The following is a 15024-nucleotide window of genomic DNA, read 5'->3' as shown; positions in this document are numbered from 1 at the left end:
TAGGGATAAGACACCTGCTGTATACATCATAAAAGGCGCAGTTATTCTGCGCCTTTTTTTTAATTTCTAATGAGGTAAGTTACGTGAGTAGAAAAATTGTTAAAGAGATAAGATTTGGTGAGCATATTTTGTCTCTAGAAACGGGTGAAATAGCACGCCAAGCTGATGGAGCTATCTTTGCAAGTATGGGTGGCACTCAAGTTTTGGTAACTGTAGTAGGGAATAAAGAAGGCGCTGGCGATAATAGTTTTTTCCCTTTGACAGTGAATTATCAAGAAAAAACCTATGCTGCAGGAAAAATTCCTGGTGGGTTTAATAAGCGAGAAGGACGCCCGTCAGAGTCAGAAACATTAATTTCTCGTTTAATGGATCGCCCCTTACGCCCTCTATTTCCAGATGGTTTTTATAATGAAGTACAAATTATTGCTACAGTAATGTCACTCAATCCAGAGGTACCAGCCGACATTATAGCGATGATCGGTGCTTCTGCAGCACTCGCTATATCTGGTATTCCTTTTCAAGGGCCTATAGGTGCAGCGCGTGTTGGTTATAAAGATGGTATTTATTTGCTCAATCCAGGCCATAAAATGATTCAGCAATCTGACTTGGATTTAGTCGTTGCAGGAACTAATGATGCTATTTTAATGGTTGAGTCTGAAGCGCGTGAATTAAGCGAAGAAATCATGCTTGGTGCCGTTTTATTTGGTCATGAAATGTTTCAAGGTGTTATTCAAGGAATTAAAGAATTAGCAGGGGAAGTTAATAAACCAACTTGGAACTGGATGCCGCCTACTAGTAATGAAGAATTAAAAAATCGCATTGAAGCGCTTGCTACAGATGCTGTTAGTCAGGCCTATTTAATTAGGGACAAACAAGAACGCCGCCAGCAATTATTGAGTATAAAGCAACAAGTAGTTGATACTATCGTTGCCGAGCAAGCTGAAATTGATCAATCAAGTATTGCTGATTTCGTAAGTGATTTAGAGAAAAAATTGGTCAGACAACGTATTCTAGACGGTGAGCCCCGTATCGATGGTAGGGACAACCAAACGGTTAGACCAATTGCTATTCGTACTAAACTTTTAGAGCGAGCACATGGCTCAGCTCTTTTTACGCGCGGTGAAACTCAAGCGATTGTAGCTGCTACTTTAGGAAATGAGCGGGATGCGCAAATTTTAGATAGCTTGATAGGCGAAAGTAAAGACCGATTTATGCTGCACTATAATTTTCCTCCTTATTCAGTAGGAGAAACTGGCATGGTGGGAAGTCCAAAACGTAGAGAAATTGGTCATGGGCGTCTTGCTAAACGAAGCTTAATGGCTGTTTTACCACAGGCCAATGAATTTCCATATGTTTTACGTGTTGTTTCTGAAATTACAGAGTCTAATGGATCAAGTTCAATGGCTACTGTTTGCGGTACTAGCTTAGCATTAATGGATGCTGGCGTTCCCTTAAAAGCACCTGTAGCTGGTGTGGCTATGGGACTTATTAAAGAAGGCGAACGTTTCGCCGTCTTAACAGATATCTTAGGTGATGAAGATCATTTAGGTGATATGGATTTTAAAGTAGCGGGAACTGAAAAAGGTGTTACTGCGCTACAGATGGATATTAAAATTACAGGTATTACTAAAGAAATTATGCAACAAGCGTTAGATCAAGCCTTAGCAGGTCGAATTCATATTTTAAGCGTTATGAATAATGCACTTTCTGAGCATCGTGAAGAGCTTTCTAAGCACGCGCCACGTATTACAACTATGAAAGTCGCTGAAGATAAAATTCGCACTGTTATTGGAAAAGGTGGTACAACAATTAAAGGTTTAATTGAATCTACCGGTGTTTCTATCGATATAGATGACTCTGGTACAATTCAATTATTCTCACCTGATGCTGAAGCTTTAGAGGATGCACAACGGCAAATCAAGGCACTAGTTGCTGAGGTTGAAGTAGGGCAAACATATAAAGGTAAAGTTAGCAAAATTGTTGATTTTGGTGCTTTTATTAATTTGTTACCTGGAAAGGATGGCTTATTACATATCTCACAAATTTGTAGTGATAGAAATCAAAAAGTTGAGTCAGTACTAAGCGAAGGTCAAGAAATCGAAGTCTATGTTGCAGGTATCGATAAACAAAATCGCATTAAACTTGAATGGAAAGATAAGCCACAAGCTGCAGCACCTAGCCAGCCAGAAGCTTCTGAGGAACAAGGACAAGAGTCTTTAAATTCAGAAGAGGTAACTAATCAGGAAGATAAAACATCTAATCTAGATGGACAAAGTAATGTGACAGAGCCAGAAGAGTTATACTCACCAAAAGAAGATTAATTTGGCTAAGCACTGCCTTTAAGGCAGTGCTCGATTTTTTAAAAATTGGTTTTATGAATATAAACTGGCGCATGCGTATTTCCCAAAGCATCAAAAAAGTTATCAGATAATACTTTTTCTTCAGTATCTGTAAATTCGCCCTCTATGAAATATCGCTTAATTAAAAAATGGACGTTATTGATATTATATGGACCTTTATAAAGACTAATTAAAGGTATTATGCTTTTCCATCATAAGCCTTTGAGTTTATTAGCTCGCTCTTTTTACACTTTTGTAAGCTATTCAAAGCATAATATTATTGTGTTAGGATATGCCGCTCATATTATTAGGATAGCTATAGAAAGCGGAGTTATTACTAGCTAGATTAGCAAGATCAATATTGCCTCACGTTAAGGTTAGGTACTGCAGCCATAGTTAATGTATTCTAATGATTGGCATTCTGGCATAGATATAAAAAATAATTAATAAATGAAATTATATTTAAATTAAATGCTAAATCCTATTTCTCATCTGAAGCCTAAAATCTAATAAATTAAAGGATATAGGGATAGTTAATAATGTTTAGGACAATATTTTATGCAAATTAAATGGCGTGACAAATTAATTTATATTTTTTTATTTTTACCTATCTCTATTCTTATATTTGCAGAAATTTCTTGGCTAAGTTTTGGTATTGATATTCCCTATTTAGATGATTGGCGTGGGTACATGATGCATGATATGGGCTCTTTTAAGTTAACAAAACTTTTTGCCCCAGCTAATGATACCCTATACCCTGTTGGCAAAGTATTAGACGCTCTTGCTTATCGAGTTTTGCAAGGGAACACTATTGCTTACCAATTTCTCTCTATGCTGATAGTGTTAGGCTTTCTACTCTTACTTCAATGGCAACTATTATTAGTAGCACTAAAAGATCGATTATTGGCTGCTTCAGCCTTTAGTTTTACTTTGCTTATGCTACAACCAGCTACTTATTGGGGCATGCAAAATTTAGCCTACCATCAAGTTATTCCTTTAGTATGTAATATATTTTTAATTTATTTATTTATAAATGAAAAATGGCACAATCATAAATTAATAGTTTTACTATTACCTATCTTAGGTTTGCTAGCTGGTTTTTCCTATATAAGTGGCGCTTTCTCAATTTTAATATTAAGTATCCTTTTCTTATTTTTTATAAAAATTTTAAAGTTAGGCCAAGCGAGGCCTCTTTTGATTGGCTGTAATTTACTTTTATTTGTAGGTATTATTACAATAATTGCTCAATTGTGGGTAATAATCTTTTGGCAAGGGGGTACTCATCGACCTGATGCACCGATGGCGTATCCTAATCAAATTGATTTTTGGATTTATATATTAGCTAAAGTTGCTCGTTCTTTTCTACCATCACATACTTCACCAAATTTAGCCATAGGTTTAACTAGTATTGCCTTAATATTCATTATGGGTTTTTTCTATTGGTCATGCGCTTCTTTGGTTAAAAAAATATCCCCTAGTTGGGAAGAAAGTAAGCCAGCATTAATTTATATATCTATCTTTAGCATAATTCTAATTTATCTTTTACTGGTGGGCTCAGGAAGAGCAAACTTTCATCCGCCAGAAATAACAACCTTTAAAGAGTTATTTTCTTTCAATTTTTACCCGTGGCATTATTTTTGGATTACTCTTTTATGGCCTTGGGCTATAGCAATTTTATTGCACATCTTGCAGACTTATAAAATAAATAAAAGTTTGATACATAAGATTGCTATCTTGTTTACGATACTTTTTATATTAAGCGTGTTATATAACGATATGTTAAATCATGTAAAATTCTATAAAAGTATGCGTGAAGTAAGGGCAGATGGTATAAAATGCCTTAATAGAGAAATACGAAAGGGAAAAGAAGTCAATTGCCCAGTTTTGTATCCAGGGCCTTTAAAAGATGGCCTTCTTTACGGTCTTTTGACTAATGCTTCATTCACTCGTACAGGCATTTTACCTGCTTTTAAATGGCCTGAGGGAAATACAATATTTCGATTATCGGAGCATAAACAAGATATCAAAATACAAAATGCTATTATATTACCCTCTGATGAATCAGCTTTAAAATTAAAAGCAGAAAATAATGATCCACAAATTTATATCTCGTCTAAAGAGATAGAAAAGTGTGTGGTTTTGGATGTACTTCTTTCACTTCGTGCTTCTCAAACTGATATTGCACAAGTATTTTTTCAAACCCCTAAGCAACGATTCTTTTCAGGAAATGCTAACCGCACGGAGCTTATTGAGGCCAGTAGCGATTTTAAGAAAGTCGTTTTTAGTATACCTAGCTTATCTGGTTTTATTGGGGAATTAAGAATTGACCCGATAAGTAAACCAGAAGCAGTAGAAATAAAAGAAATTGAATTAGTTTGCAGAGTACAAAAAAATAATGCTTAAGTGCTATTTCTTTGAGTAAATAGCTTATAATTTAAACTTAATATATATTATGAGAAAGTATTATGTATAGGTCTAAAAGTGTTAAAAGTAAGCTATGCATACTAAGTCGGGAGAACGTTTAATTAATGCCGGCACCGCCTTTAAGGCAGTGCACCGCTTTTTCTGGTAGAAAGATAAGAGTATTTAGACAATGCAATGATTAATTTAGATGCATTGTGTTACTTAATTAACTTTAAAAACTCACTTCGGCTGATAGAATGTTCACGCATTTCGCCTAACATAACTGAAGTGATCATGGCTGAATTTTGTTTTTCAACACCACGCATCATCATACATAAATGCTTAGCTTCAATGACGACAGCAACACCACGAGCACCGGTAATATCTTCAATACAATGGGCAATTTCCGAAGTTAATCGTTCTTGAATTTGTAAGCGTCGAGCATAATAATCAACGAGTCTTGCAAATTTAGATAACCCTAAGACCTTACCATGGGGAATATAACCAATATGACATTTGCCAAAAAAAGGTAATAAATGGTGCTCACACATTGAATATAACTCAATATCTTTTACGATCACCATTTCGCTCATATCAGAAATAAAAAGTGCGTTATTAATGATATCTTCTAGTTTTTCTTGATAGCCCTTTGTTAAGTAATGCATAGCATTTGCTGCGCGTGTAGGCGTATCTATTAAGCCTTCTCGATCTGGATCTTCACCAATATTCTTTAAAATTTGTCTGTATAAATCGTGCATGTACAAAACCCTACCCTGGAGGCCACATCATTTGCCGGCCACCCAGTAAATGTAAATGAATGTGGTAAACTGCCTGTCCACCACCAGCGTTAACGTTAAAAATTAATCTATACCCGCTCTCACTAAGTTGTTGAGCTTTTGCTATATCCCTAGCTTTCAAAATCATTTGACCTAATAACTGCTCATCAATATGTTCTACATCATTAATTGTCGTAATATGTTTTTTAGGAATAATTAATATATGTGTAGGTGCTTGCGGGTGAATATCATGAAAAGCAACCATATTTTTATCATCATAAATAATGTTTGCTTTAATTTCACCTTGGGCAATTTTACAAAACAAGCAATCCATAAGTATCCAGGGCTGAAGTAAATGAGCATTATAAACTTAGAAGGAGAAGAAGAAAAAGTATTTAAACTAAATGAGTTTGATATCTAAAGAGTTAGAGGCTCCTTTATATTGTTAAATGTTATCTCACAAAGCACGGTACAAAACCTAAATTAAAATGAGCAAAAGATTTCAAATCATTTATTAAACTCGCAATAAATTATAGTTTAAAGCTTTTACACGTTAATTGTTCAATTAATCATTATAAAAATAAGTTTAAGAATTTTTGCCTTTTAAAAAAGATTTACGCATAATACGCTATTTTTTAAATCTGGATGAAATAAAGTGAGCTTAATAAATATTGATAGTGGTCGTAATGTACCACATGAAATTAACGTTATCATTGAAATCCCTATGTACGGCGCTCCAGTTAAATATGAAGTTGACAAAAAAAGTGGCGCGTTATTTGTAGATCGTTTTATGAGTACGGCTATGTTCTATCCTGTGAACTATGGCTATATTCCTAGTACTTTATCACGAGATGGGGATCCAGTTGATGTATTAGTTGTTGCTCCAGTTCCTTTATTGAATGGCTCTGCTATTGCTTGTCGAGTAGTAGGTATGTTGAAAATGACTGACGAAGCTGGAGAAGACACAAAGCTATTAGCAGTACCTACTGATAAGCTGACTAAAATTTATGCTGATGTTGAAACGTATGAAGATTTACCAAAACATCTATTACAATCCATTGAGCATTTCTTTAAACACTACAAAGATTTAGAAGAGGGTAAATGGGTTCAAGTAGATGGTTGGGATGGCATTGATACAGCTCATAAAGAAATTATGGAAAGTATTGAACGCTTTGCCAAAGACAAAGCTTAAAAACTTTAATTGATTTAGAGTTAAATTCATATTTGCTGGTGGGGATATTGCCCCACTTCAGTTCGTTTACGTTGGCGATTATAAGATCGGTCAATTTGTTGGTCGCTTTGTAAAATACGTTCAAGTTCAATATTCGAAGAGCGTGAATAGCGAATGAGCTCATGTTCTTTGTCGAAAAAATCAAAAGATTCATATAGCGATTTCTCATCAAATTTAGAAAAAATCTTTGCTTTACGACGGATACTCTCAGAACTATACCCTAAATCTATCATGACATCACGAGCCATTGTTAATGAAGAATCAAACGTTTCGCGTTTAAAATAATCTACCCCTTCTTTGTAGAGCTCATAAGCATGGCGTCTATTCCGAGCGCGTGCATAAATCTTTAAATTAGGAAAATATTGTTTGGCTAATTTAATAATTTTAAGAGAAACTTCTGTATCGCCTATAGCCACAATAAGTATTTTAGCTTGATTTGCGCCCGCACGGCGTAAAATATCGAGCCTAGTTGCATCACCAAAATTACCCTGAAAACCATATTTGCGCAGTAATTCAATTTGCTCAGGATCTTTTTCCAAAATCGTTAAACTTATATCTTGAGCGCGTAAGAAACGACCAAGAATTTGACCAAAACGCCCGTAACCAGCCAAAATTATAGGATTGCTTTCCTCAATCTCATCAAATTTTCTAGTAGGAATTCTACTTAGATATCTTGGAACGATAAATCGATTATAAATTAGCATGAGAAATGGCGTAAATGCCATAGAGAGAGCGACTATAAAATTAAACAGATTTGCAGTTTCATTTGATATAACTCTTACATTGCTCGCATATTGAAAGAGAACAAATGCAAACTCACCTACTTGTGATAAAGCAAGCGCAAAGCCAATTCGTTGTGAACCCGTTAAACTAAATAAGCGACCTAAAAAAATTAATAAGGACGCTTTTATAGTAATAATAGTAACGACTGTAGCTATAATGGGTAGGGGGTATGCCTTAAAAAGGCTAAAATCCATACTCATACCTACAGAAATAAAAAATAAACCTAACAGTAATCCTTTAAAAGGTTCGATATCCATTTCTAGAGTATGTTTATATTGCGAGTTGGCTAGAACAACGCCTGCAATAAAAGCACCTAGTGCAGGGGAGGCACCTATACTTAGCATAAGTAAAGTAATCCCTACGACTATAGCTAAAGAGGCAGCTGTGAAAACTTCACGCAAGTTAGTTTTGGCAATAAGAAAAAATAGATGGTGAGATAAGTAATGGCCCATGAGTATAATGGCACTAATAACGCCAATAACAAAGAGAGCATGGAGCCATCTAGGAGAAATTGTAAATTCTTGTGGCAAATGAGAAAGTTGAGAAAACCCTGCTGGAGCAAGCAGCGGTAAAATAATTAAAATAAGAATAACAGCAATATCTTGAAATAATAAAACAGCAAAGGATGTTTCGCCTTCTACTGTATGTAATAAATTTTTTTCTTCAAGCATTTGTAAAACAAGTGCAGTAGAGGATAACGCAAGCGCCATACTAACTGCTAAACTCTCCTGCCATTTATATTTTAATAAAATACCTATTAAGGTAAATAAGGCCGTTGTTAAAATAACTTGTAAACTACCTAAGCCAATAATTGCTTTTCTTAATCGCCAAAGCATTTCAGGTTCAAGTTCTAGGCCAATTAAAAAGAGCATCATGACAATACCAAACTCAGCAAAGTGCATAATTTGCTCAGCATTACCTAGCAGTTTAAGACCATATGGGCCTATTAATATACCAATAACAAGATAGCCTAATACAGAACCTAACTTAAACCGACTAGCAATAGGGACAATAATGGCAGCTGCAGCCAAAAAAATAAAAACATGCATGAGTAAACTATTATTCATTAGCTTTTAAGGCCATTAATTATTGAATTGAAAAAGTATAGCAAGGGTTTTTTATAGCGTCTTCTATTTAAGTTTCATACTGCATTAAAAGTTTCCCACTTTACTTATATGCTCCTATACAATTGGTTGTCTTCTTATTTTGTGTCTTGTCTGAGATTAGTGGGAAATACTATATCTTTGCAAAGGTACCTAATTTCTTAAAATTAAGCATTTAAGTGGAATAAAGCAAGAATAATGTAATGTATAATTTACAAATATCTCTAAGTACAGTAAAGTTAGGACTTTGTTTATTTTTTATTCTATTATTAAGGTTTTCTTAAGCTAATCCTCGTATAATAAATTATTTGCCAGTTTTAAATAGCAAGAAGGAATGCAATGAGTAGTAACAAGCACGTGCTGAGTATTTTTAGTCTCACCATGATAACTGTAGGATCAGTTGATAGTATTCGTAATTTACCTGCTACGGCCTTATTTGGTAGCCAATTGATTTTTTTCTTTTTTTTTGGTGCTTTGTTTTTCTTAATCCCTACTGCACTAGTTTCTGCAGAATTAGCATCTGGTTGGCCTCGCCAGGGTGGTATTTATATTTGGGTTAAAGAAGCTTTTGGTAAAAAAGCTGGTTTTTTAGCTATTTGGTTACAGTGGATTGAAAATGTTATTTGGTATCCAACTATTTTGTCTTTTGTGGCTGGTACAATCGGTTATTTAATTAATCCTGCTCTTGTTACTAATTCATTATTTTTATGGCTGGTTATTACTATTTCTTTTTGGATTGTAACAGGGATTAATATTCGGGGCATGAAGTCGGCTGCTCTTTTTAGTAATATTTGTGCAATTACAGGCTTAATTATTCCTATGACATTAATCATCGCATTAGGGATTCTTTGGCTAGGAGGAGGTAATCCTTCCCAAATTCAATTTAATATGCATAGTGTCATTCCACAGTGGCACGATCAATCACTATGGGTTTCTTTAACAGCTATTATGATGTCTTTTTGTGGTATTGAAATCGCCACTGTTCATGCAAATGATGTTCGCAATCCGCAATATGCTTTTCCCCGTGCCTTAGTCATTTCGGTATCAATTATTTTAGTAACTTTAATCCTTGGCTCATTAGCCATCGCTATTGTTTTGCCAAATAAAGATATTAATTTGGTTGCTGGTATTATGCAGGCTTTTGATGCCTTTTTTGCGCGCTATCATTTATTATGGATTATGCCAATTATTGCATTAATGTTAATTATGGGCGGCCTAGGCGGAGTAAGCAATTGGATAATTGCCCCAACAAAAGGCTTGATGGTTGCTGCTGCTGAAGGAAATTTGCCCAAGATATTTAGACGTTCTAATGCATCTGGTGCACCTATCGTTATTTTAATAACTCAGGCTATTATTGTTACGGGCTTATCAGCTCTCTTTTTGTTTATGCCAAGCGTAAATGGTTCATATTGGTTGTTAACGGCATTAGCTGCTCAATTATATATGTTAATGTATTTAATTATGTTTGCTGCAGCTATTAAACTACGCATAAGTTATCCTAATCAACAGCGCCTTTTTAAAATTCCAGGCGGATTATTAGGACTGATAACGGTATCAGGAATAGGAATTATGGGTGTATTAGTTACTCTAATCGTAAGCTTCATGCCGCCTGAAAATATTAATATTGGCAGTATTACTCGCTATGAACTAACGTTGGTTTTTGGCTTAATTATAATGTGCTTACCACCTTTTATTTGTACTAAGTTTTATCGAGGTAAAGCTGATACGAGTGAAAGCTTGGAAGTTGCTTAAATAATACCAATGTGGAAGAAGAGGAGCATAATAATTAATGATGTCCATTGATTCATTATTAACTAGTCTTCTAAAACGTCTTCCTGAATTAGAATGGCAGTTAAGTAAATTTGGTCCGGTATTTTCTTTCAAATTATTTCCGTCAGGGTTATTTCGCTGCTACCCTAAAGATGATATTCAAGCTTATAGTAAAGAAATCAAAGATGATATTCAGATTTTAAGCCAGCAAGAAACTAGTCAAGCTTCCCATTACTTGGCGCAAAGAATTAATCAAAAAATCAATGTGTTGGTTAATTTTTGTCAGCAGCAAGCAAATCAAAAGTTACCCCAAGCTAATGTCGATTTCTCCGTAAATAAATTAACTACTAGGCAGCAGTGGTTGCAGAATTTAGAAGCGCAAATTATCTTGCTAAGGAATCAAAAAGAAGCATTAGTGAATCGTCTTTCTCAAACCCAGTCATTAGGTGATGAAGTAATACTGAAGCTTAATGCAGAGTTAGGGCAGTTGCAAAAGCAATTAACTCTAGCTGAAGAAGCTTATACAAAAGCGCTTAACTAAATGTAGCAAATTAGATAAATATTTATTTCTATATATAGTTTAGTGAAGAACGGAGTTGATAATACATTGCGATAAACATAAGCATATAATGGCGGGACTTATCCTTTATCTGCTGCTTAAGAAGTTACTATTTAAGTAAAGGAAAATACTTATAAAAAAACGCCAACTTAATTAAGCTGGCGTTAAATAAAACTATGTTTCTATTAATCGCAATTTAAATTAACAAGCTGATCACCATTGTTTAGCAATCCTAATTTAGCTCGCTTATCTAATTCAAAGTGCATGTTATCGCCTAGATGAACGATAACTGTCATTGAATTTCCTTCAGGAAGGATTAATCCGTTAACAACAGCTCTCTTTTTTAAAGCTGTCACTGAAATTGGATTTGCTTCAGTACCTTTGGCTCGAATTTTACAGTGAAGGGTGCGAGTACTAAACCAATTACCTTCCATAGTGCGTTCCTCATGAGGCATTAGATCATAACCTTTTGAGCGACTAATAAGTTCTTCTTGTCCAGCAAATGCGTTAGCTGCAAAAAGTACACTTGAACCCAATACTAATGCGCTTATTTTATTTATTTTCATCTTACAACTCCTAATCTTTATTATTTTTAAATGTTATTTTGTTAATCTTATTTATCTTCTTAGAAGATTATAAAGTATAAAGCCTATGCCACCTGCAATTAATAACGAATTTACAGGATTTTGTTTAACAGCATTTATAATTTCATCAGAGTTAGCTTGCAAATAATCTTTTGCTTCGTTAACCATTTTTTTGCTCTCATCATAGAACTCACTCGCTGACTCTTTTACTTGCTGATAGAGATCTTGAGATTTCTCTTTACCTTGCTCAACTGCCTGGCTTAGCTTTTCTTCACCTTCTTCATAAGCTGCTTGCGCTTTTTGCTTGCCATTTTCATATAGATTATTTACTTTTTGTTTTTCATTTTCAAAAGCTGCTCTATTATTATTCATTTTTATTCCTTAGTTAACTTTAAGTTAACACAGTAAAGTTTCTAATATTTCTCTTATCGACGTACAATAAGATTATTTTCAACTACTCTAACCCCTTGTATCTGGCTAGCTAATTGACCTGCTTTAATCTTCTGTTGGTAGGTCTTAACAAAGCCACTTAAAAGTACAGTTCCCTTATCTGTTTCAACATGAATACGTGAAGCAGGTAAGCCTGTATTATTCAAAAGAGCTGCTTTTACTGAAGTAGTAATCGTGGCATCAGAACCATATTGATTAACACTTCTTTCGCCGGACATAACTTGACAGCCTGATAATATAACCAATGAACAACCCACTAGTATACTGGCAATTTTTTTCTTCATAGTTACCCCTTTATTTACAACAAGTTACTGAGCAAGTTTATTCTCAAATTAAAGTGACAACTTTAAGTTACACCTTTGAGTCATATATGTCAAATCTTTTAAGTCAAAAATTAAAAATTATTGTTAATGCAATTTTTACATGATATAAGACACTCTATGCCTCAAACTTGTCACAGTAATTAAGAGAAAGGAAATTATGCTTATTGTCCCAGAACCAGCTACGCAAAAAAAGATCGCATTTCGTATTCGCATGAATATTAAGACGCATGAAGAGATAATGGAATACTGCCAGTGGGCCGGAATTACTTATAGAGATTTTTTTATCGAAGAGGCATGTAAATATATTTTAGCCCATGATAAAAAATGGAATACTTATAAACAAAATAAAGGGAGCCTAGAAAGTCAGTCTCTTAAAGAAAATGATGATTTTGTAACGTTAAATATTGCGGAGTTATGTGAATAAATTATAGTTTATCTAACCTATATTAGATGCAACAGCAATACGGTGTTATTGCATAAATTAAGTTTGAGGCTAATTTCAGATGGATTTCCGCTTATGTGGGAAAGATATTTATTATCTGCGCGACACCGCTTAGCAATGCTGAACTCTATTTTGCAAAATTTAGCCTTATAATTTTTGCCTACTAAAAATTACCTTGTCTATATTTACATGCAGTTTTATAAAGTTAAGACTATTTTTCCTAGTAAGATTAGAGTAATATTAAAAGAGCCATTTTAATTTATTTTCTGTGGATATCTTTTTTAGTTAGTTTCCTTAATTTATTCATCTTATTATCTTTTTATATACCTAGCCCTTATTAAATAAGGTTAGTTGCTTATTATAATAAAAATAAATGCCATTTGCTTATTTAATAAACCTGTGGATAATTATGTGCATATAGGGTTAAATTCTTTTATATTTAATGAATTAAGGCGATTTTAAAAGGATTAAAGGAGTAATTAAGACTCTATAAAAAAACTTAAGCTAAAGTTACAACTTCATGCGACAAGGGAGTACTTTCTCCATTTAGCTTGTCAGAAGTAAAAAAACTATTTTGATGAGTGGAATAATTAGTATTATAAGTAGAATCTTTTCGCTGATGAGATAGGTTTTTATTTTCTTTTTCGTTCCTTGATTTCTTATGAGTAGATATCTGGTCAGGTATAATTGATTTTTTTTCTAGCACTACAGCTGCTTCAGGGTGATTAGCGGTGAAAGTAGAATGAGAAGCTGGTAAATGGTTATTTACTGTTTGATTTAAGTTAATTACCTCACGCAGCTCTGTGTTTAATTTTTGGGTACATTGATTTAAGTTTTTGGTTTGCTTGCACCAAAAAGACTTATCAGCATTTAACTCTGCATTCCTTACTGCCATATCAGTCATATAAATAGCAATAATTGGCGCTATCACTACAATAGCAATTCCAATCCAAGGAACAACACTAAAACTTGCCATTAACCCTAACCCCATTAATAAGCCAGTGAACCCAGCAAAACCACCAGCAATTGTACCAAATGCACCAACAAAAGCTTGAAAAGCAGCTACGCTTATTTTTGTATTTTCTTTATCGGTATAAGGGGTTTGGTTTAATTGATTAAGTAAAAATTGATTAATGTATTTTTGTAGTGCTCGATTAAATAACTTTGGCTCTAGAGGATTATACAAATTGTAAACAGCTTCTGAATTTAAATATCGCAAGAAATTGGTGCATAATTTATCTTCATTTGTAGACTCTTGCTCAAGTTCTTGTGCTTTTTTTTCTAAAAGTTCACTTAAAGTTAAGGTTGTATTTAACGTTTTATATTTATCAAGTAGGGAAAAAAAAGCGGTAAGGCTAGTTAATAAAGAATTTTCATATTTTTCTTTTTTTCTTCTTAATTCTTCTTGCTGTTTTTTCGAGTCGCAATAACTTATGTAAGCTATGGGAATACATATAAGTAAAAATACACTGCTACAAATACTTCCTAATATAAGAGCGACTGTGCCCCCAATACATAAACTTAAGGTAGAACTTAAAATTCCGAACAGAGGCCAAGCTACGCCACTAGCGGTGCCAATGCCGTCTAAAGCCGGTTTCATTATTGCCATTATTCTACTCCCTCACAGTAATTACTCAGTATGGTTCAACAATTGTGAATAAAATTCAACCTGCATGAATCAAAAAAATCACGTTAGTGGATAAATCAACAATTTTAAAGAGTTAAAAGAAGAGAACCTAACTTTATTTCGCTGATTGCTTACAAGATTAGCCTAAAAGACATTTTTATGGTGGTTTATTCTAATAATCTGTGACATTACTTGTCAAATAAGAAATGACAAAAACTGGGTTGTATAATTTTTAAAAATCTGGCAAAATTATATAATATTAATTTGTCACAATTAATTTATATTTTAATGGAGGTACATATGCTTATAACTCGCGAACCCATAGCTCAAAAAAAAACACAGTTCAGAATTAGAATGAATATGCAAATTTATGAACAAATTATGCAGTACTGCATGTGGGCTGGTATTAATAAAAGGGATTTTTTTATTGAGGAGGCATGTAAATATATCCTAAATAATGATATGGAATGGGTGAAATATAAGCAAAGTAAAGATGTAACTAATTTATTTTCCGTACAAGCTCAAGATATTTCTATCATGCCTATGCAGGATAATAACTGTAGTAACGAAGCGAACTTGTCAATGAATGAATTGGCTAAAGATAATTAATTAATTAATTAATTTAAAAATTTTA

Annotated in this window: 14 protein-coding genes; 7 read left to right on the top strand and 7 right to left on the bottom strand. The window is 33.8% G+C overall.

Features of this window, described 5'->3' with window-relative positions; translation table 11 throughout:
• Positions 1-83: 83 nt before the first annotated feature.
• Both pnp and DYH30_RS14200 read left to right on the top strand, forming a co-directional pair.
• A complete protein-coding gene (gene pnp, locus DYH30_RS14205; protein WP_115332275.1) occupies positions 84-2321 on the top strand; it encodes a polyribonucleotide nucleotidyltransferase in 2238 nt (745 codons plus the stop codon).
• 576 nt (positions 2322-2897) lie between these two features.
• On the top strand, positions 2898-4742 hold the full coding sequence (locus DYH30_RS14200) for a hypothetical protein (RefSeq protein ID WP_115332274.1): 1845 nt from the start codon (positions 2898-2900) through the stop codon (positions 4740-4742).
• Positions 4743-4960: 218 nt separating this feature from the next.
• Here the strand turns inward: DYH30_RS14200 and folE are convergent, their stop codons facing one another.
• Together folE and DYH30_RS14190 are read right to left on the bottom strand one after the other, a co-directional pair.
• Positions 4961-5500, bottom strand: coding sequence for a GTP cyclohydrolase I FolE (folE, locus tag DYH30_RS14195; protein ID WP_115332273.1), 540 nt, complete (start codon positions 5498-5500; stop codon positions 4961-4963).
• A 10-nt stretch (positions 5501-5510) separates the two neighbouring features.
• Positions 5511-5852 carry a histidine triad nucleotide-binding protein gene (locus tag DYH30_RS14190; protein WP_115332272.1) on the bottom strand — a complete coding sequence of 114 codons (342 nt, stop codon included), beginning with the start codon at positions 5850-5852 and terminating at the stop codon, positions 5511-5513.
• A gap of 321 nt (positions 5853-6173) precedes the next feature.
• Here DYH30_RS14190 and ppa point away from each other — a divergent pair, with 321 nt between their 5' ends.
• Positions 6174-6710: an inorganic diphosphatase gene (ppa, locus tag DYH30_RS14185; RefSeq protein ID WP_115332271.1), complete on the top strand. Its 537-nt coding sequence runs from the start codon at positions 6174-6176 to the stop codon at positions 6708-6710.
• Between the two features lie 26 nt (positions 6711-6736).
• Here ppa and DYH30_RS14180 read toward each other — a convergent pair whose 3' ends face one another.
• Positions 6737-8599 carry a monovalent cation:proton antiporter-2 (CPA2) family protein gene (locus tag DYH30_RS14180; protein ID WP_115332270.1) on the bottom strand — a complete coding sequence of 621 codons (1863 nt, stop codon included), beginning with the start codon at positions 8597-8599 and terminating at the stop codon, positions 6737-6739.
• A gap of 375 nt (positions 8600-8974) precedes the next feature.
• On the opposite strand from DYH30_RS14180, the gene DYH30_RS14175 reads away from it, so the two are divergent.
• Positions 8975-10387: an APC family permease gene (locus tag DYH30_RS14175; protein ID WP_115332269.1), complete on the top strand. Its 1413-nt coding sequence runs from the start codon at positions 8975-8977 to the stop codon at positions 10385-10387.
• Between the two features lie 37 nt (positions 10388-10424).
• The gene (locus DYH30_RS14170) at positions 10425-10946 is read left to right on the top strand and encodes a DUF1995 family protein (RefSeq protein ID WP_115332268.1); all 522 of its coding nucleotides are present in this window, start codon (positions 10425-10427) and stop codon (positions 10944-10946) included.
• 203 nt (positions 10947-11149) lie between these two features.
• Here the strand turns inward: DYH30_RS14170 and DYH30_RS14165 are convergent, their stop codons facing one another.
• Genes DYH30_RS14165 through DYH30_RS14155 form a run of 3 tightly spaced genes read right to left on the bottom strand, consistent with a single transcriptional unit; the run spans position 11150 to position 12282 of the window.
• Complete coding sequence (locus DYH30_RS14165; protein WP_115332267.1) at positions 11150-11530, bottom strand: hypothetical protein; 381 nt, start codon at positions 11528-11530, stop codon at positions 11150-11152.
• A gap of 51 nt (positions 11531-11581) precedes the next feature.
• Positions 11582-11920 (bottom strand): RNA polymerase sigma factor RpoD, encoded by a 339-nt coding sequence (locus tag DYH30_RS14160; RefSeq protein WP_115332266.1) that lies wholly within the window; start codon positions 11918-11920, stop codon positions 11582-11584.
• Positions 11921-11973: 53 nt separating this feature from the next.
• Positions 11974-12282, bottom strand: coding sequence for a BON domain-containing protein (locus DYH30_RS14155; RefSeq protein ID WP_115332265.1), 309 nt, complete (start codon positions 12280-12282; stop codon positions 11974-11976).
• Positions 12283-12478: 196 nt separating this feature from the next.
• Between DYH30_RS14155 and DYH30_RS14150 the strand changes: the two genes are divergently transcribed.
• Complete coding sequence (locus DYH30_RS14150; protein WP_176579743.1) at positions 12479-12745, top strand: hypothetical protein; 267 nt, start codon at positions 12479-12481, stop codon at positions 12743-12745.
• 517 nt (positions 12746-13262) lie between these two features.
• On the opposite strand, the gene DYH30_RS14145 is transcribed toward DYH30_RS14150, so the two are convergent.
• A complete protein-coding gene (locus tag DYH30_RS14145) occupies positions 13263-14372 on the bottom strand; it encodes a hypothetical protein (RefSeq protein WP_115332264.1) in 1110 nt (369 codons plus the stop codon).
• Positions 14373-14690: 318 nt separating this feature from the next.
• Between DYH30_RS14145 and DYH30_RS14140 the strand changes: the two genes are divergently transcribed.
• On the top strand, positions 14691-14999 hold the full coding sequence (locus DYH30_RS14140; protein WP_115332263.1) for a hypothetical protein: 309 nt from the start codon (positions 14691-14693) through the stop codon (positions 14997-14999).
• Positions 15000-15024 lie beyond the last annotated feature (25 nt).

The sequence above is a fragment of the Legionella busanensis genome (genome assembly GCF_900461525.1).
In the GTDB taxonomy this organism is placed as follows: domain Bacteria; phylum Pseudomonadota; class Gammaproteobacteria; order Legionellales; family Legionellaceae; genus Legionella_C; species Legionella_C busanensis.
The sequence above is the reverse complement of the archived record's forward strand: the minus strand, read 5'-3'. Positions and strand labels throughout refer to the sequence as shown.